The sequence below is a fragment of the Spirosoma montaniterrae genome (genome assembly GCF_001988955.1).
GTDB lineage: Bacteria > Bacteroidota > Bacteroidia > Cytophagales > Spirosomataceae > Spirosoma > Spirosoma montaniterrae.
The window spans coordinates 3,252,350-3,268,857 of the sequence record NZ_CP014263.1 but is presented as its reverse complement, the minus strand read 5'-3'; the positions used below and the strand labels follow the sequence as shown (position 1 = coordinate 3,268,857).

The window sequence follows — 16,508 nt, the reverse complement described above, 5'->3', positions numbered from 1 at the left end:
TCCGTAAATTTGACGCGCTCCATTCACTTATTCACGAACCGATGGCGAAAATCAGCACCCGCTCTGTTTCTGATTTGCTGATTCATATTGGCATTATTGTGGCCTTGCTGGTCGCGTTGTTTCTGGCGTTTTTCTTCCTGTATCTGCCCTGGACCACCAACCACGGCCAAACCATTACCGTACCTGACGTAACGCGGCTGAGCCTCGATGAGATGCGAAACACTTTAGACGACCGCGACCTGCGCTACGAGGTCAGCGATTGTACGTTTGTGGCCGGCGCACAGCCGCTAACCGTTATTCAGCAATACCCGCAGGCCAACGCCAAAGTGAAGGAAGGGCGCAAAATCTACGTGACCATCACTAAACGCGTGGCTCCGATGGTGCCCATGCCCAAACTTGTTGACATGATCGACCGCTCGGCGGCATTGATGCTCAAGTCGGTAGGGCTGGAAGAAGGCGAACGCACCTACGTACCCGACGTAGCGAAAAACTCGGTGTTGCGGCAACTGTATAACGGCAAAGAAATCGCTCCCGGAACCCCCGTTCCGAAGGGTGCGAAGATTGATCTTGAAATTGGCGACGGCCTCGGTAATATGATGTTCGACATTCCCGACGTTATAGGTAAGCCGCTCGACGAAGCCCGGCTCACCATTCAGGGATCGAACCTTAAAGTTGGCACGATTATCTCTGTCGATGATCCTGAGAAAGAAGTAGGCACGGTGGTTCGGCAACGCCCCGAAGCCCGCTCCGGCGAACGAATCCGCATTGGCGAAACAATGGATTTGTGGGTTGTGGGGCCGGTAGAGCCGGATCTGGAATAACCGTCGTCGGCACACTGGGTTTTATGAGCATTGTTTTACGAGTACAGACTGCGGCCCGACCCATCCTTCGCTGGATTGGGCTGTACGTAGTTTGGTTAGGGTTGATTCCACTTGGTGCGCTGGGACAAACGCCCCAGCGTCTGCCTTTCTTCGATGACTTCTCGACCAGCGCGGGGCGACCCGGCTTAGACCTGCCGAACCCCGCTCGGTGGGTGCCGGGTAGTGGAGTATATATCAACAACTCGATGGGCATCAATCAGCCTACCGTCGGTATTGCCTCGTTCGATGGGCTGCGGGCCAACGGGTTGCCCTATACCCAAAATAACCAACTGGCGCAGGGATATACCGACACGCTTGCGTCGCAGCCGATTAATCTGGCTGGTCTGAGTGTCCGCGATTCGATCTATCTGAGCTTTTACTGGCAAAGCAGAGGTCTGGGCGAACTGCCCGACCCGCCGGTGGTTGATACGTTGCGGGCACCCGGCAGCACTACGGCTACAACCCCCGGCAGTTTTACGCTTATTGTGCGGCAACCCGGCGACTCGCTAACGGTGCAGTTTCGCGACGCAGCGGGCAACTGGCAAACGGTTTGGTTTCAGGTGGGCGGGCGCGTAAACAACAACTTTCCGCAGGCGTTTGTCCGGGTGAGCGATTCGAAATACTTCCACGCCAATTTCGCCTTTCGGTTTCGGAGTTTTGGCCGCGAGTCGGGGCCGTTCGATACCTGGAACGTCGATTACGTGTACCTGAACCGGGGCCGTAGCATAAACGACCGATTTGTGAAGGACGTTGCCGCCCGGCAGGCCGTAAGCCCCTTTTTGAAGCGATATACGGCCATGCCGCTGGCGCAGTACGTGGTAAACCCAGCCGCCGAAACCGCCGACTCGGTCATAACTGATATCAACAACCTTGAAGACGGTTTCAACTTCACCACGTTCCAGTTTTCGGTACGCGACGAGGTATCGGGCCGCAGCATTCAACAAGACCCCGTTACGCCCACAACCCTGATTCCATCGCTCAGTTCGCAGCGGAAAGTGGCCCGCCCGGTTCCGGTGTCTGGATTTGGTACGGCTACCCGCGCCCAACTTCGCTACACGTTTAACGTAAATACCACTACCGACCAGCAGAATCCACCCATTCCTGGCGTTGACTTGCGGCAGAACGATACGATTTCGGGCGTGGCTGTGCTGGACAATTATTATGCCTATGATGATGGCTCGTGGGAATATGGATTGCAAGTTGGCCCACGCGAGCAGTTGGCCGTGCGATTTATTCTCAACAAACCCGATGTTATGACCGGCGTTCGGCTGGCCGTTGTCCCGTTCAAAACCGACCAGACCGGGCAGGCATTTGTTCTGAACGTGTACAGCAATGACCGGGGGCGTCCGGGTGCCGTAATTCACCGAAAGTCGTTTACCACGCGCTACCCGCCGTATCGAAATGCATTCACCGAGTTTCTGTTCGACCGGGGTATCGCTGTGAGAGATACGTTTTACGTGGGTTATCAGCAGATTAGCACCAGCGACACAACACTGTTCCGGATTGGCTTCGACAAAAACAGCCCGTTTGGTAATGCCATTTTTTATAATGGCGGCACCATCTGGGAACAGAATGCGGGTAGGGCAAGCCAACTGAATTTTCAGGGTGCGCTGATGCTGCGGCCTATTCTGGGCGGTACCGACGCTGGCCCCGTTACGGCCATTCCCGAACCCGAACCGTTGCCCGTGCTGCGGACATATCCGAATCCATCCACCGGCTTGATCCGCTGGGACGACCCGGACCTGACGCGGCTGGAAGTAATTCACCCGAACGGTCGGTTATTGCTGGTCATAGAACCTACGCGCGGCCAACATACCGCCGACCTCAGCCAGTTGCCCGACGGGCTTTATGTACTTCGACTGTCAACGAATCAGCAAACAGCCGTACAGAAGCTAATGATTCAACATTAACTCGATCTGTCGTAAATTAGCCGCTCGTTGCCGACGGCGTTGGCGGATAACTGTAACCGAAATATGGACATCACTGTACAGGAATTGAAAGAGCGGCTCGATAAGGGCGAAAAACTGAATTTGTTCGACGTGCGCGAACCGAATGAATACGAAGCTGACAACATTGGGGCTACGCTCATTCCATTGGGCGATTTACCGTACCGGCTCGATGAACTCGACGGTTTGCAGGAAGAAGAAATTATTGTGCATTGCCGGTCGGGTGCCCGCAGCGCACGAGCGCAGCAACTGCTCGAAGAAAACGGCTTTGCCAACGTTCGGAACCTGACGGGTGGTATTCTTGCCTATCGGGCGCAATAGTCGATAGTCATTAGTTCGTCGGGCTTCACCCACGTGTATTCGCCCTGATTCCGAAACCAGGTTAGCTGGCGTTTGGCATATCGGCGCGAGTTGCGTTTGAGCAGTCGTACCATCTCGTCGTAGTCGTATTCGTTATCTATGTATGGAAAAACTTCCTGATAGCCAACCGTTTGCAGAGATGGCAGATGTCGATAGTTGTACAGTGAACGCACTTCCTCGACCAACCCGGCTGTCAGCATGGCATCTACTCGGGCGTCGATGCGGGCATACAACTCGTTGCGGGGGCGGTCGAGTGCCACAAATACGGACCGAAATGGGCGTTCGGCGGGTTGTTGACGCCGAAACGACGAATAGGGCTTTCCGGTTTCCAGACAAACTTCGAGTGCCCGCGTTACCCGGACTGGGTTTTGCAGATCAGCCGTTTGCGCGTAGGCAGGGTCTAACCGACGCAGTTCGTTTTGGAGTGATTCCAAACCTTCCTGCTGCCAACGCTGAACTAATTGCTGTCGCAAAACCGGGTCAACGGGGGGCATGTCATCCAAGCCAAAACAAACGGCATTGATGTATAGGCCCGTGCCACCTGATAATATAACTACGTCTTTATCGTAGAATAACGTATTAAGCAGCGCAAGGCACTCGCGTTCATATCGTCCGGCATTGACAGGGTCTGTAATACTGTGCGAATCGATGAAGTGATGCCTGACGCCATCCATTTCCTGTAACGATGGCTTAGCTGTGCCGATAGTTAATTCGCGGTAGAGCTGCCGAGAGTCAGCCGAAACGACATCTGTTCGAAGTTGTTTAGCTAATTCGATGCAGGACACAGTTTTACCAACGGCTGTTGGCCCAGCTATAACAAGCAGTGTTTTCAATGAGATGGTGCTATTGGGGGTAAAAATACGAACCGGCAATATGTATTGATTTAGGGTAGGTATTTACCATTACCTAACTTTAATCAGCTATACAGCTATTTTTAGTGTTTCTACATAAGAAATAGCGTTATTCGTAACTTGTATGAGTACAAATTTAACGCAACGTTTGTTTTTTTCAATCATTATAATGGCTGATTATTAGCCATTTAATTGATTTGCTGTTACTTACTATAATGTAGAGTAAATAGTATTTGTATGTTGTGTATCATACAAATATTTATATTTGCTCATATTAACGCAACAATCTATTAATCAGTCAGTTGCCCACCAATTGGTTAGGGGCATCCTTGGTATGAACGAACCCAAAAAAACTCAGTCATTGACAGACAACGCGCATCCGGCACTTAAAAAAACATTGGATATTATCTGTGGGAAGTGGCGCCTGTTTATTATTTATCAGCTTGGTACGGAGCCACGTCGGTATGGCGAACTGCGTCGGATGATTCCCGATGTTAGCGAGAAAGTGTTGATCCAGGAGCTAAAGGCTTTAGTGGATTTAGGCGTGGTCGAGAAGAAGTCCTTCAAAGAAGTACCGCCACGCGTTGAATACGGATTAACGCCCAAAGCCATTGAAATGCTGCCCGCATTGCAGAATCTGACCTCTATTGGTGAAGCTTTTCTATAGCTGACCGTTATCAACTATTTCTTGTTTCGTGTCGTTATGAGTGGGCGCACAAGCACACGAAACCAATGAGTGGAAAAGCATGGTATGGGTTGTTGACTGGATTGCTGATTACAGGCGTGAGCGGATACATAAGTCCATCAACTGGTAATCTGCGTCTGTTTCAACAACCCGCAGAGTTTCTGCTTTCGTCACGTCCTGTCTTTAGCAAGTCGTTACGCTATAATATCTATAGCTTCACACTAACAAGCCCCGACACTGGCAAGGCTCACGTGCTGACTGTACGGGCCTATCGCGGACAATTGCTGCTGACAACTTTCCAAACTCGGGTGGAAGGGCCAATTGTAGGGGCCGACGTAGCGGATTTAGACGGTAATCGGTTTCCCGAAGTTTATGCTTATTCGCAGAGTACAGGCTCCGGGTCTTTTGGACGCGTATATGCATGGCAGTTCCTGCCCGAACGAAAAGCTGACATTGCGCTCCCAAACTGGCGGCTTCCCGACGACGTTGGCTATATGGGACACGATAGCCTGTGGGTAGAACAGGATATTCTCTGTCGTCGGTATCCTGTGTACCGCTCGGGCGACGTCAATGCCGAGCCTACCGGTGGTAACACAATGAAGCGTTACCGGCTCCGGCAGGCTGGCACCGGGTATGCTTTAGTGGCAGAACCCTGACCGTCAAAAGAGTTTTATGCCCAACGCTACGGTGGCAATGCCTAAATAACCCGTGATGTTGGTATTCTCGTAGATACCGCCAATCGGCAGGGCATAGCGAACATCGAGATCGAGCCGACGCAGGAACGTATAGCCCACACCCGCTTCAATGGCATAGGTGAAAGGTTTTACTTCCAGCGCGGTTTCGGCTGGATTTTGCGGATTTGGTTCCTTTAAATTCGTTTCAGTCGTTGCCGACACCGACAGGCTGTTAATGCTGGCCGTTGTCTCGCGGTTGACTATGGCTTTATCTGTGAAGAGCAGGTTTGGCCCCGCAAATGCCCGTATTTTGCCGTCAGCCCATTTCTTGCCGAACAGAATCGGTACGTTCACTGCCCGAAGTGTTGATTCCGACACAATATTCACCGCCGTTGGGGTTTGGGCCGGAATAATCGACGGACGCACCTGACCTGCCAGCACAAACGCCTGCTCGGCTGTAATAGACAGGTCGGTTTTTTGCTTCAATAAGAAAGAACTGTAAGATAGTTCGACCTGAAGGTAAAACGAGTCAAAGTTTTTGCGGCCCCACAGGCCGAACAAATAGCCCGTGCCTATGCCATTGCTTTTATTATTTAGTTGCGGAGTCGATGCCGTAGCCGACAGCGGAATGGCCGGAATAGTTGTGTAACCGTGCGTAAACGTACCCCCGCCTTTGATGCCCCCTTCGAATGAACCCTGCGCGAACGCTGAAACCGAACTTGATAAAAACGCGATGAACGCGTACTGAACAAATCGCATGTATTGAGAAAATTAACAATAAAAAAATGAACTGAATCTGATACCTGTTGGTGAAACCACAGTCTAAGGAAAGAACTGGCGGGTGTTTATATGAAGAAGTTGTCAATCGTTTTCGGTTCAATAAAACCCCTCTAACAAAGATTAGGTTGTATAGAACGAAAACGTTGGCGTACTTGCTGCCCGTTTCCGAATGCATGTTCCATCTAAAAATCAAACGAAACCAATGGGTCTTTTATCATTTTTTAAGGGCGTAGGCGAGAAAATTTTCAAAAAAGAACAGGAAGCTCCGGCTGATCCCGTTCAGGCCGAGAAAGTTGAGCCGCTCCGGGCGCAGGCCCTGCTCGATCACGTAAAGCAACTGGGTCTTGCCTACAACGCGCTGACCATCAAGACAAAAGGCGATACGGTTACGCTGACGGGTTCGGTAAAATCGCAGGAAGACGCCGAGAAAATCGCCCTCGCTGTTGGTAACGTAGAAGGCGTTTCGGCTGTAGACAATCAGTTGGATGTGGCCGAGCCAACTCCTGCCGGGAAGTTCTACACCGTCAAATCGGGCGATACGCTGTCGAAAATCGCGAAAGAAGTATACGGCGATGCAATGAAATTCGGTGTGATATTCGAAGCCAACAAGCCGATGCTTAAAGACCCCGACCTGATCTATCCTGATCAGGTGCTGCGGATTCCCCAATTGTAAAAGAGAGGGTGTAGGGGGTAAAAGGAGTAAGGTTGGAAAGGTGTTCTTATTTAGAATCCCTTTCCAACCTTACTCCTTTTACCCCCTACACCCTTACCCCCTTTCTCCCTTAAACCCTTTCTCCTTTTGAACGGTTTATACGTTGTTTTCTCAACGTTATCGACATGGCCGTTCATTTGTTACCACTGCTTCGGGAGCAGTTTACTCCTTCTGTTATCGATCAACTCAGCCAAACGCTGGGCGAATCGCCTGCCAATACGCTGAAAGCCGTAAATGCATCGTTACCCACGCTGCTGGGCGGTCTTACCCGGCACATGCAAACAACAGGCGGACCTTCATCGACAATCGCTTTTTTAGATACCAACGATTACGGCAAAACTCCTTTCGACATTACGCAGGTTTTGACAGGGTCGCCTGAGCTGGCCCAGACGACAGCCGCCGGAAATTTGTTTGTTGAACACATTTTTGGTGAACAAACACAGCGGGTTCCTGAATTGCTTGCTACTTATAGTGGAACAAAGCCGCAATCAGTCACTATGATCATGAATCTGGCAGGGGCTGTTCTGATGGGTGTGCTGGGTCGTCAGGAACAGGAGCAGGGATTAACTGCTCATAATCTCGAAACTTTATTGTTGGGGCAGGCGTCCGAATTCCGAAAAGCACTGCCCGATAACCTGAACAGCGTGCGCAGCCTGCTCGGTTTCGATGAACTCGTTACGCCCGCCGGGCCACAAACTGAGGTACAGGGAGCCGACAATTTCAGCGGCACCATTGTTAATCCTAATATTCCGAAAAGTCCCGAAGGCGACCGGCAGCGCGAGAACGTGCGTTGGTTACGCTGGGCCATGATTGCTATTGCCGTGCTGATTATTGCCCTGATTGTGCAGAAGTTCACCCAGAACCAGAGCAGCACAGACGGCATTAATACCGATAGCACTGCCCGCGCAGAATCGAACGCGGTTGAAGATACGTCGGCGGCTACCCGGCGCAGTATTCAGGATGCCAACGGCCAAACCGCCGATTCAACGGCTCCGGGTGCGCTCGGCATTCGCGATTCGCTGTCCCGAAAATAAGCTGGTCAGGTTCCGCCCGACAGTGGGGAAAGTCGTGCATTGGGTCGATATTTGCAATGCATTATACCTGCTGTACTTACCCCCTGAATCTTATGTTTGTCGACGCTATTGAGCGTGTTGATTCGTTTACCCGTCCTCTACATTCCATCGTCCGGCTTTATGGCCATGATGAAATTATACCCGGCAGTGCCACGCTGTTTTTTGTAAATGAACTGGGCTGTGCCATCACGTGCAAACACGTTGCCGAACTGATTGCTCAGGCCGACAACATTCACCAGAACTACCGAAATTTTCAGGGTGCCCGCCGGTCGGTGCTTCAGGAAAAAGACGCGGCCCGGCGCATTGGTCAGCTCGAAGAACGATTCAAACTCAAACCCGATACGCTGATTCGGGTTCGCAATAACTTTGTAAGCTGCGTCGATCAGTTTCAGAAACTGAATATCGACATGCACCCCACGCAGGATTTGGCTCTGCTGCGGTTCGAGGGATACAATCGGGCATTATATCGGGGCTATGCTACATTTCTCAAAGACACCAGCCGCGTAAAAGCCGGTAGGAGCCTGTGTCGGCTTGGCTATCCATTTCCTGAGTTTACGAATTTTCGCTACAACTCCGCCATCGATGATATTGAGTGGACATCGGAAGGCCGTGTCAACTCGCCCCGCTTTCCAATCGACGGTATCGTGACGCGGCTTCTGAGCGAAAACAACAGCATTACGGCTATCGAGATGAGTACGCCCGGTTTGCGTGGACAAAGTGGCGGTCCGCTGTTCGACGTCAACGGCGTCATCTACGGAATGCAGTCTGCAACCCGCCATTTGCACTTGGGTTTCGACATTGAAGACCGCGAAGTGTTGGTCAACGGTCGCCGGAGCCGTGTATCGAACTATCCGTTTCTCAACGTCGGTCAATGCGTTCACGTGGACGTGATTAAGGCATTTTTGCGTGAGCGGGGCGTGAAGTTTTACGAAAGTTAGCCCAGCACTTCGCGGAGTACGGGCAACGACTTAACTTCGCCGATGGTATCGATGTGAATCTGGTAGTAGACAACCAGCGCATCGAGTAGTTCGTTACGACCGGCACGGGTGAGCGGTGCGGGCGTACCGAGTGGTTGCCGGAGCAGCGTGTTCAGGGCCGTTTCGGTTTGATTATCAGGCAGAAACGGATACGAGTTCTCGCGAAGCTGGCTCTCAAACTCAAGTGCCGATTCGGGGCCGAAGCCCAGAAAAAACGACAGCTTCAGCAAAAACGCGAGATGGAAGTTCTCGTAGTTGCTGCGGGATTCTTCCAGAAATAAAATTGAATCGACTAAAAACCGAAACAGCACCGGGCTGCCAGCTTCTTCTTTCAATACCTTGTTCAGCAACTCTGTCACAAACATGGCAATAGTCGATTTGGCAACCTCAAACGGCAGACTCTGAAAGGGATGCAGCGTTTTTACTTCCGACAGCCGGTGCAAGTCGCGGTCATTTTTGTAGTACACAACCATATCGAGCAGCGTAAGTGGCTGAAACAGAGCGATGCGGTTGTTTTTGCTTTTGGCCGACCGCACCCCGTTGACGATGTAGCTTTGCAGGCCAAATTCTTCGGTGTAGACGCGGGAAATAATCGACGTTTCGCGGTAACGAATATAGCTGAGGGCAATGCCCCGTGTTTTTTGCAGCATCGGGTGAATGAAACGGGTGAGGAGACCTTGGTACAACAATATAACACCAAAACAGGCCAACTTCTCACCCGTCCCAAACAGAAATCACGTTTAGGCTGTGCGCAACATATCGGCATAGGGGTTAGGCAACTCGCTGTTCTCAATGGCTTTAGCTGCCTTCTCCACGTCATACTCAACCCGAATAAACTCAACCTGAACGTCCTCTTTCGAGCCAGGCCCGGCCAATCCAGGCCGGGCCATTTCGTCAATCGTCAGCAACACGTAACAGGCGCGGGGGTCGCCATCTTTGGGTTTGCCCACTGAGCCAATATTGATGGCATGACGCCAGTAGGTTTCCTGCCCTTCGGCTTCGGCACTGACTACCTTATGATACGGCTTGTGCGTGTGACCAAAACACAGAATATCGGCGTTGGCCCCTTCCAGTACCCGGCCCAAACTCCGGTCGGGACGGTCGGCAAACAGGTATTCATTCACTTTGCGCGGGCTTCCATGCACCAACAGCAGCGAAAAGGGCGTTTGCTGGGTCCACAAGTGTTCAGGATTGTTGTCCAATTCAAACTCAACCCGGATATGCGTAGGTAGTGTACGCAGATACTGCCGCTCGCTCGGGCCTACCACCGAATTCGTATAGCTGATAGATACCTTACCCATCGCCTTTTCATCTTCTTCGCGATAGGCACAGCCGCAATCGTCGCTGTGCCGCCCGATGCCGTAGTCGTAATTGCCGGCGATGGTTGGAATGCCCCGCCGACGAATGGTATTAATCACTTCATTGGGCCAGACGTTGTAGCCAACCAGATCGCCGAGGCAGTACACGGCATCGGGACAACGGCGGTCCATGTCGGCCAGAACAGCTTCTAAGGCCGGTAAGTTGGCATGAATGTCGGAGAAAAGGGCAATTTTCATTGGACAGGCTTTTGCGCGAATACAGTTATGCTGAAAATGCCACGTTTGGCCTGTTTATACGCCCGTAATTCGTCAAGTGTCAGGTAGTTGAGCAGCAACTCATTCGGCAGATTGATTTCTTTCTGTTTCTGAATCAGGATGTTCTGAAAACCTGCTTCGGCCACAATGCTCAGATAAGCTTCCTGCTGAATAGCTCCCGATACACAACCCGCGTAGAGTTCGGCGTCGCGCTGCAAACCGTCGGGTAGTTCGCCCAGCAGCACAATGTCGGAAATGCTGAAATGACCACCTGGTTTCAGAATGCGATAGGTCTCAGCAAACGCTTTGGTTTTGTCGGGAACGAGATTCATGACGCAGTTACTCACCACCACATCGGCAAGATTATCGGGCAGAGGCATGTCTTCAATATCGCCGTAAACGAATTCAACATTCTGAAAACCAAGTGCTTTTGCATTTTGTCGGGCGCGGTCGATCATGGCGGGTGTCATGTCGAGACCGATAACGCGTCCGGTTTCTCCCGTTTCGGCGCGGGCCACAAAACAGTCGTTTCCTGCGCCCGAACCGAGGTCAGCTACCACGTCGCCGGGTTTGATTCGGGCAAATTCGGTGGGCAAACCGCAGCCTAAACCCAAATCGGCTTCGGCTACGTAGCCGTTCACGGTGCTGTATTCGTCGTTCATCAAAATGCTGTACGACGCATCGGTGTTTGCTGGTCCGCAGCACGACGACGGCCCGCAGCCGCAGTCAACAGCAACGCCCTGTGCGTCGGTCTGTTGAGCAATTTCGCCATATTTCTGCCGCACGATGGCCTTTAAATCTTCGGATGTTGTCATGAGTTTATTGGTTTATTGTAATATTACGATTAAACAAAGCAAATTTTTTAACAGCACTGTTTATCAGCTATGTACACGTCGAACACTTGCCCGAACAGTCTACGTGCTTCATTCCAGACAGGTTCGTTGATGCAGTAGCAAACGCGGGGCGGGTCAATATCGCCTTTAATGATACCAATCCGTTTTAACTCTTTCAGATGCTGTGAAACAGTAGCCTGCGCCAGCGGTAACTCATCAACCAAATCGCCACAGATACAGGCTTTTCGCTCGGCGAGCAGTTGCAGAATAGCTATCCGCGCCGGGTGGGCAAAAGCCTTGGCAAGGTCGGCTACGCGATTCTGATGATCGGTGAAAATTTCAGTCTTGGTTAATCCCATATCGCAATATTACGATGAATATTTTTATTAGCAAGCTGTTTCCGGCAACTCTTTCGTAATTTTGACTGGCAACCTGTTATTTGGTTATGATTACTGACTTATCGCAACTCGACCCAAACGGCACGTACACCTACGCCGACTACCTGAAATGGCGTTTTGAGCAAAGCGTCGAACTTATTAAGGGTAAGATTTACAATATGTCGCCTGCGCCCCGCTCGGCCCATCAGCGGATTGGGATGCGACTGTTGCATGACTTGCTCAACCATTTTGAGGAGCGAACCTGCGAAGTTTTTGTTGCTCCATTCGATGTGCGCCTGCCAAACCCTGACTATGAGCCGGGATTTAATAACAAAGTTCATACAGTTGTGCAACCCGATATTTGCGTCATCTGCGACCCGGCCAAGATTGACGAATTAGGTTGCGTAGGGCCGCCCGACTGGGTAATTGAAATCGCGTCGCCCTCTACGCAAAAGAAGGATTTCAACGAAAAATTTGACCTCTATGAATCGGCGGGGGTGCGCGAGTACTGGATTGTCGTACCGAAAAGTGCCGAAATTTACGCCTATGCCCTGCGCGACGGGCGGTACGAAGAAACCGACGTGTACGAGAAAGGAAGCCGTGCCACATCGATCCTTTTCCCTGATTTGTCGTTCGAAATGGATGTGATTTTCAATTTTTAGACATTCAGGTAATGACGCGAATACCTGCTTTCACCTGCGCTACTTTCTCGCGAAGCCGCTCCAGGTCGGTATCCATCACCGTAACGTGGCCCATTTTGCGGAAGGGTTTTGTTATGGCTTTGCCGTAGAGAAACGGGAAGACGCCCGATAGAGCCAGCAGCGTATCCAGCCCCTCATACACCGCCGGGCCGGTGTGTCCGTCTTCGCCCAGCAGGTTCACCATCGCGGCAGGCTGGTAGGCACTGGTGTTGCCCAGTGGCAGGTTCAGAATAGCCCGCCAGTGCTGCTCAAACTGCGAGGTTACGTTGGCCCGAATGGTATGATGACCGCTGTTGTGTGGGCGCGGAGCTACTTCATTAATCAGAACATTGCCCTGTTTATCCAAAAATAATTCAACGGCCAGCAGACCCACAATGCCGAATGCATCGGCAGTTTGGCGGGCTATTTCCTGCGCCCGTTGTTCAACAGTAGGTGAAATGTCGGCGGGGGCAAACAAATACTCGACTAAGTTGTGTTCGGGGTGAAACACCATCTCAACCGTTGGGAAGGTCTGCACCTCGCCCCGCTCATTGCGGGCAACGATTACAGCTAATTCTTTTTCGAAATCAACGGCTTGCTCCAGTACGCCCGGCGCGTCGAAGGCTTTTTCAGCGTCGGCAACCGACCGAATACGCTGAACGCCCCGCCCATCGTACCCATCTCGACCGAGTTTGTGAAAAGCCGGGAAAAAATCGGCAGCCACCTGTGCTACGTCAGCACGGTTGTCGGTCAGGATGAAATCGGCGGTGGGCAGATTGTGGGCGCGGTAGAACTGTTTTTGCAGCCGCTTATCCTGAATGGTCCGAATTACCGACGGTTGCGGATACACGCGCTTGCCTTCGCGTTCGAGGGCTTCGAGCGCATCGACGTTGACGCGCTCAATTTCAATCGTCAGCACGTCAACAGCCCGCCCGAACCGATACACGGTATCATAATCGGTCAGCGAACCAACCGTAAACTGCGTACAAAGGTGGCGGCAGGGTGCGTCGGCGTCGGGGTCGAGTACGTGAACGCACAGATTCCAGTCGATAGATGCTTGCAGGAGCATCAGGCCCAACTGCCCCCCGCCCAGAATGCCAATGGTAGGTGTCAAAACGAAATGAAAAGTGAAAAGTGAAAAATGGCTATGGCACTGCGAAGAACGCACTTTTCACTTTTCACTTTTCACTTTTCGGTATGAATTAATTTCTCCGGGTAATATCCGAGCCGCCCGATTCGCTTTTGGCGAGCACTTTGGCCGGGCCGTAATAATGAATGTCGGACCCGCCCGAGGCTTTCATGCTTAGTTCACGAGTAGCATGAATATAGACGTCGGACCCGCCCGACGAGTTGGCGTTCCCTACTTCAACAACCAATTTTCGGGCATCCAGATCGGCCCCGCCCGAACCGCTGGCGTTGAGCGACCGCGCCGAACCGTCGAGAATCAGGTCGGCCCCGCCCGAGGCTTCTGCGTTCAGTTCATTGGCTTTCAGGCTCAGTTTAATATCTGAACCGCCTGATGCTTCTACGTTCAAGTCGCGGAACGATAGCATTCCCTGCCCGAATACGTCGGCCCCGCCCGATGCCCTGAGGTTGTTTAACTGTTTGAAGGTCAGATACGCTTTTACGTATGTATTACGACCAAAATTCCAGTTCATAATGCCCCGGCGGTCGATGTACAGTTTCAGTACGCCGTTTCGGACTTCCGAAATCACTTCGTCTTCATCGAAACCTTTGGCTTCGATGGTCAATTTTTCGGAGTTACCCTGGGTCAGATACACATCAATGCCACTACTAACGCTCAGGCCCGAAAAGCCCGAAACCGGGCGGTCGGTTTTCCAGTCATCATTGGCGGTCGTAAAAGGAGATACGAACAGAACAAGTAGTAAAGCAAGCGTTTTCATTGGGTAGGAAGTTAGTTTTGTACAAGAAGATGAAGGAAGTTAAGAACGGGTTGCATTGTCTGGCTAAAAATGTCCGATTTTGAACAACAAACTGTCCGGTAGCGGACTCTCACTAAATTAGTCTTGTAAATTGGCTACTGATAATCAGGCAGTAATCACAATGGCACGGCTGTTGAACAATACTTATTGAATAAGCGGATTGAGGTCAAGGTTCAGTATGTCAGAAAAGGATGATTCGGTCATCAGGCCACCATCACCTTTGCGATAGCGAAGCCACTTTTCAGTTTTGTAGTCATAAACGAAGGCTTCCTCGATGCCGTATTCGTCTTCATCAACGAGTCGTATGACTTTTCTTATGTCTTTTTTTAAACCCTCAGTATGGCAGATTTCAATGATGATCGGAGTAGTTTTTGTCGTATTGTCGAAGAGAATCACATCGGGGGTTGGACTGGCCTGCCCTTCGTCAAGCATGGTTTCGGGCAGAGGTTCAAGACTTATACTCTTTTCGTCATAGTATTTGGGGCCGAGCCGGGCGTTTAGTTTAGAAATGATTCGCTGATGATCCTTTGGCCCATAAACAGCCATGTCTTCATGAAAAATCAAATCGTCGGTGCTGCCAGGAACATACATAACACAATAATTTTGGTAAGACATCTCAAAACTAATTAATTATGATTCAACTCCGCAACGTCGCCAAATACTACCCGGCAGGATTTGGACGGACTTACGTACTGCGTAACATAAACCTCGACATTGCGCCGGGCGAGTTTGTGTCGATTATGGGACCGAGCGGTTCGGGCAAAAGTACGCTGCTACACATTCTCGGCCTGCTCGAAGAGCCATCGGAGGGCGAGTATCTTTTTGAGGAACAGCCCGTGCAGAAATTGAGCGAAAAACGACGCACCGAACTTCACCGCACGCAAATTGGCTTTGTATTTCAGGCATATCACCTGATTGACGAGCTGACGGTTTACGAAAATATCGAAACACCCCTGCTCTACAAAGGCGTCGGCGGTTCGGAACGCAAAAGCCGCGTGGCCGAGCTTCTCGACCGGTTCAATATCGTCGCCAAAAAAGACTTGTTCCCGGCCCAGCTTTCGGGTGGTCAGCAGCAGTTGGTGGGCATTGCGCGGGCGTTGGCGGCCCAACCCAGCGTTATCTTTGCCGACGAACCCACCGGCAATCTGCACTCCGATCAGGCCCGCGATATTATGGAGTTATTCCGTGAACTGAATCAGAAAGACGGGGTCACAATCGTGCAGGTAACACACTCCGAAACCAATGCCGAATATGGTTCGCGCATTGTTCGGTTAAAAGATGGCTGGTTAGAAAACAGTGGGCAGTTGACAACAACCCTGTAACGCCTACCCCGGTGGTCGCTATACCTGTTGCCGGAGCGGTTCGAGTAGTTGCCAAAACAAGCGTTCGGCAGTGGGATGTTCATTGGGGAAATGTCCAATGCCTTCAAGTTGCCGGAGCCATTGAATGCCGTTGACGTTGCAGCAAAAAATGGCCTGAGCCGCATGCAACGTTTCTGAACGGGCCAGAACTTCTTGTGTTTCAGGCCAAAGTCGTAGCACTTGCCGACGCAGTATGCCATTGACGCAACCCGTTTCGAGCGAGGGCGTATAGAGTTGGTCGTTCTGGAGCCAGAACACATTAGACGCTACACACTCGGCAACGTAGCCCGCCTGATCGAGTAGCAAACAGTCGTCGAAGCCATTTTCTGTCTTATAGATACTGGCAAGAATGTATGGTAACGAATTTAACGTTTTATAACGAGAAATTGGCGATTCTACTAAACGAAACGTGTCATAAATCCCTATTTTTGTCTTTTCAGTGATTAAAAAGTCACCAGCGGGTTGAGTCGTAATCAGCAGGTTAGCCCGGTTCAGCGTAGGTGTGTAAAAACCACCCGGTTGCCGCCAGACCTGAATTTTTACGCGGGCGGACTGGTCGACTAATTTATTTTTCTGAAGTAGCTGATTAACAAACTGATGGAGTGCTTCTGCGCTGAATCCTGTGGGCTGATCGATGCGCAGAGCAGCCATGCCGGTTGTGAGCCGGTCGATGTGATCGGGCCAGAACCAGAGTTTGTTGGTCTCGTACCGGATGGTTTCAAATAGCCCATCGCCGTATTGAAATGCCCGGTCCTGAACCGATAGCCGAAACGCATCTTCGTGGAGAACATCCGAATTATAGACCAGAAACATGCTTGCTTT

The 16,508-nt window shown here is 51.3% G+C and carries 20 protein-coding genes; 10 read left to right on the top strand and 10 right to left on the bottom strand.

Annotation, left to right across the window (positions count from 1 at the left end; genetic code table 11):
* Window positions 1–41: 41 nt before the first annotated feature.
* The 3 genes from AWR27_RS14175 (at window position 42) to AWR27_RS14165 (ending at window position 3,127) form a co-directional block, all read left to right on the top strand.
* On the top strand, window positions 42–821 hold the full coding sequence (locus AWR27_RS14175; protein ID WP_077131767.1) for a PASTA domain-containing protein: 780 nt from the start codon (window positions 42–44) through the stop codon (window positions 819–821).
* A 23-nt stretch (window positions 822–844) separates the two neighbouring features.
* Entirely contained in the window at window positions 845–2,770 is a 1,926-nt protein-coding gene (locus tag AWR27_RS14170) for a T9SS type A sorting domain-containing protein (protein ID WP_077131766.1), read from the top strand.
* A gap of 63 nt (window positions 2,771–2,833) precedes the next feature.
* Window positions 2,834–3,127, top strand: coding sequence for a rhodanese-like domain-containing protein (locus AWR27_RS14165; protein ID WP_077131765.1), 294 nt, complete (start codon window positions 2,834–2,836; stop codon window positions 3,125–3,127).
* On the opposite strand, the gene miaA is transcribed toward AWR27_RS14165, so the two are convergent.
* Window positions 3,112–3,999: a tRNA (adenosine(37)-N6)-dimethylallyltransferase MiaA gene (miaA, locus tag AWR27_RS14160; RefSeq protein WP_083733005.1), complete on the bottom strand. Its 888-nt coding sequence runs from the start codon at window positions 3,997–3,999 to the stop codon at window positions 3,112–3,114. The two genes, AWR27_RS14165 and miaA, sit on opposite strands and share 16 nt — an antisense overlap.
* Window positions 4,000–4,351: 352 nt before the next feature.
* On the opposite strand from miaA, the gene AWR27_RS14155 reads away from it, so the two are divergent.
* Window positions 4,352–4,684 (top strand): winged helix-turn-helix transcriptional regulator, encoded by a 333-nt coding sequence (locus AWR27_RS14155; protein WP_077131764.1) that lies wholly within the window; start codon window positions 4,352–4,354, stop codon window positions 4,682–4,684.
* A gap of 65 nt (window positions 4,685–4,749) precedes the next feature.
* Entirely contained in the window at window positions 4,750–5,358 is a 609-nt protein-coding gene (locus AWR27_RS14150) for a hypothetical protein (RefSeq protein ID WP_077131763.1), read from the top strand.
* Window positions 5,359–5,361: 3 nt separating this feature from the next.
* On the opposite strand, the gene AWR27_RS14145 is transcribed toward AWR27_RS14150, so the two are convergent.
* Window positions 5,362–6,135: an outer membrane beta-barrel protein gene (locus AWR27_RS14145; RefSeq protein WP_077131762.1), complete on the bottom strand. Its 774-nt coding sequence runs from the start codon at window positions 6,133–6,135 to the stop codon at window positions 5,362–5,364.
* Window positions 6,136–6,358: 223 nt separating this feature from the next.
* On the opposite strand from AWR27_RS14145, the gene lysM reads away from it, so the two are divergent.
* The 3 genes from lysM to AWR27_RS14130 all read left to right on the top strand — a co-directional run bounded on the left by lysM (window position 6,359) and on the right by AWR27_RS14130 (window position 8,879).
* Window positions 6,359–6,829 carry a peptidoglycan-binding protein LysM gene (lysM, locus tag AWR27_RS14140; RefSeq protein WP_077131761.1) on the top strand — a complete coding sequence of 157 codons (471 nt, stop codon included), beginning with the start codon at window positions 6,359–6,361 and terminating at the stop codon, window positions 6,827–6,829.
* 164 nt (window positions 6,830–6,993) lie between these two features.
* The gene (locus AWR27_RS14135; RefSeq protein WP_077131760.1) at window positions 6,994–7,902 is read left to right on the top strand and encodes a DUF937 domain-containing protein; all 909 of its coding nucleotides are present in this window, start codon (window positions 6,994–6,996) and stop codon (window positions 7,900–7,902) included.
* Window positions 7,903–7,994: 92 nt separating this feature from the next.
* Entirely contained in the window at window positions 7,995–8,879 is an 885-nt protein-coding gene (locus AWR27_RS14130; RefSeq protein ID WP_077131759.1) for a S1 family peptidase, read from the top strand.
* Here AWR27_RS14130 and recO read toward each other — a convergent pair.
* The 4 genes from recO to AWR27_RS14110 form a co-directional block, all read right to left on the bottom strand.
* The gene (gene recO / locus AWR27_RS14125; protein WP_077131758.1) at window positions 8,876–9,568 is read right to left on the bottom strand and encodes a DNA repair protein RecO; all 693 of its coding nucleotides are present in this window, start codon (window positions 9,566–9,568) and stop codon (window positions 8,876–8,878) included. The genes AWR27_RS14130 and recO overlap by 4 nt on opposite strands.
* 90 nt (window positions 9,569–9,658) lie before the next feature.
* Window positions 9,659–10,474 carry a metallophosphoesterase family protein gene (locus AWR27_RS14120; RefSeq protein ID WP_077131757.1) on the bottom strand — a complete coding sequence of 272 codons (816 nt, stop codon included), beginning with the start codon at window positions 10,472–10,474 and terminating at the stop codon, window positions 9,659–9,661.
* The gene (locus tag AWR27_RS14115; protein ID WP_077131756.1) at window positions 10,471–11,307 is read right to left on the bottom strand and encodes an arsenite methyltransferase; all 837 of its coding nucleotides are present in this window, start codon (window positions 11,305–11,307) and stop codon (window positions 10,471–10,473) included. The genes AWR27_RS14120 and AWR27_RS14115 overlap by 4 nt, the downstream gene beginning before the upstream one ends.
* Before the next feature lie 47 nt (window positions 11,308–11,354).
* On the bottom strand, window positions 11,355–11,684 hold the full coding sequence (locus AWR27_RS14110; protein WP_077131755.1) for an ArsR/SmtB family transcription factor: 330 nt from the start codon (window positions 11,682–11,684) through the stop codon (window positions 11,355–11,357).
* 86 nt (window positions 11,685–11,770) lie between these two features.
* On the opposite strand from AWR27_RS14110, the gene AWR27_RS14105 reads away from it, so the two are divergent.
* On the top strand, window positions 11,771–12,364 hold the full coding sequence (locus AWR27_RS14105) for a Uma2 family endonuclease (protein ID WP_077131754.1): 594 nt from the start codon (window positions 11,771–11,773) through the stop codon (window positions 12,362–12,364).
* 4 nt (window positions 12,365–12,368) lie between these two features.
* Here the strand turns inward: AWR27_RS14105 and AWR27_RS14100 are convergent, their stop codons facing one another.
* The 3 genes from AWR27_RS14100 to AWR27_RS14090 all read right to left on the bottom strand — a co-directional run bounded on the left by AWR27_RS14100 (window position 12,369) and on the right by AWR27_RS14090 (window position 14,916).
* A complete protein-coding gene (locus AWR27_RS14100) occupies window positions 12,369–13,496 on the bottom strand; it encodes a 5-(carboxyamino)imidazole ribonucleotide synthase (RefSeq protein WP_077131753.1) in 1,128 nt (375 codons plus the stop codon).
* 88 nt (window positions 13,497–13,584) lie between these two features.
* A complete protein-coding gene (locus AWR27_RS14095) occupies window positions 13,585–14,286 on the bottom strand; it encodes a head GIN domain-containing protein (protein ID WP_077131752.1) in 702 nt (233 codons plus the stop codon).
* A gap of 183 nt (window positions 14,287–14,469) precedes the next feature.
* Window positions 14,470–14,916, bottom strand: a complete 447-nt coding sequence (locus AWR27_RS14090) for a hypothetical protein (RefSeq protein WP_077131751.1) — start codon at window positions 14,914–14,916, stop codon at window positions 14,470–14,472.
* Between the two features lie 41 nt (window positions 14,917–14,957).
* On the opposite strand from AWR27_RS14090, the gene AWR27_RS14085 reads away from it, so the two are divergent.
* The gene (locus tag AWR27_RS14085) at window positions 14,958–15,647 is read left to right on the top strand and encodes an ABC transporter ATP-binding protein (RefSeq protein WP_077131750.1); all 690 of its coding nucleotides are present in this window, start codon (window positions 14,958–14,960) and stop codon (window positions 15,645–15,647) included.
* Between the two features lie 18 nt (window positions 15,648–15,665).
* Here AWR27_RS14085 and AWR27_RS14080 read toward each other — a convergent pair whose 3' ends face one another.
* Window positions 15,666–16,499, bottom strand: a complete 834-nt coding sequence (locus AWR27_RS14080) for an aminotransferase class IV (RefSeq protein WP_077131749.1) — start codon at window positions 16,497–16,499, stop codon at window positions 15,666–15,668.
* Between the last annotated feature and the right edge of the window lie 9 nt (window positions 16,500–16,508).

What these genes read in the sequence shown, in the direction of transcription:
- AWR27_RS14175 (WP_077131767.1), top strand. Translation starts at nt 42, where the DNA reads ATGGCGAAAATCAGCACCCGCTCTGTTTCTGATTTGCTGATTCATATT.
- AWR27_RS14170 (WP_077131766.1), top strand. Translation starts at nt 845, where the DNA reads ATGAGCATTGTTTTACGAGTACAGACTGCGGCCCGACCCATCCTTCGC.
- AWR27_RS14165 (WP_077131765.1), top strand. Translation starts at nt 2,834, where the DNA reads ATGGACATCACTGTACAGGAATTGAAAGAGCGGCTCGATAAGGGCGAA.
- AWR27_RS14155 (WP_077131764.1), top strand. Translation starts at nt 4,352, where the DNA reads ATGAACGAACCCAAAAAAACTCAGTCATTGACAGACAACGCGCATCCG.
- AWR27_RS14150 (WP_077131763.1), top strand. Translation starts at nt 4,750, where the DNA reads ATGAGTGGAAAAGCATGGTATGGGTTGTTGACTGGATTGCTGATTACA.
- AWR27_RS14145 (WP_077131762.1), bottom strand. Translation starts at nt 6,135, where the DNA reads ATGCGATTTGTTCAGTACGCGTTCATCGCGTTTTTATCAAGTTCGGTT.
- lysM (WP_077131761.1), top strand. Translation starts at nt 6,359, where the DNA reads ATGGGTCTTTTATCATTTTTTAAGGGCGTAGGCGAGAAAATTTTCAAA.
- AWR27_RS14135 (WP_077131760.1), top strand. Translation starts at nt 6,994, where the DNA reads ATGGCCGTTCATTTGTTACCACTGCTTCGGGAGCAGTTTACTCCTTCT.
- AWR27_RS14130 (WP_077131759.1), top strand. Translation starts at nt 7,995, where the DNA reads ATGTTTGTCGACGCTATTGAGCGTGTTGATTCGTTTACCCGTCCTCTA.
- recO (WP_077131758.1), bottom strand. Translation starts at nt 9,568, where the DNA reads ATGCTGCAAAAAACACGGGGCATTGCCCTCAGCTATATTCGTTACCGC.
- AWR27_RS14120 (WP_077131757.1), bottom strand. Translation starts at nt 10,474, where the DNA reads ATGAAAATTGCCCTTTTCTCCGACATTCATGCCAACTTACCGGCCTTA.
- AWR27_RS14115 (WP_077131756.1), bottom strand. Translation starts at nt 11,307, where the DNA reads ATGACAACATCCGAAGATTTAAAGGCCATCGTGCGGCAGAAATATGGC.
- AWR27_RS14110 (WP_077131755.1), bottom strand. Translation starts at nt 11,684, where the DNA reads ATGGGATTAACCAAGACTGAAATTTTCACCGATCATCAGAATCGCGTA.
- AWR27_RS14105 (WP_077131754.1), top strand. Translation starts at nt 11,771, where the DNA reads ATGATTACTGACTTATCGCAACTCGACCCAAACGGCACGTACACCTAC.
- AWR27_RS14095 (WP_077131752.1), bottom strand. Translation starts at nt 14,286, where the DNA reads ATGAAAACGCTTGCTTTACTACTTGTTCTGTTCGTATCTCCTTTTACG.
- AWR27_RS14090 (WP_077131751.1), bottom strand. Translation starts at nt 14,916, where the DNA reads ATGTATGTTCCTGGCAGCACCGACGATTTGATTTTTCATGAAGACATG.
- AWR27_RS14085 (WP_077131750.1), top strand. Translation starts at nt 14,958, where the DNA reads ATGATTCAACTCCGCAACGTCGCCAAATACTACCCGGCAGGATTTGGA.
- AWR27_RS14080 (WP_077131749.1), bottom strand. Translation starts at nt 16,499, where the DNA reads ATGTTTCTGGTCTATAATTCGGATGTTCTCCACGAAGATGCGTTTCGG.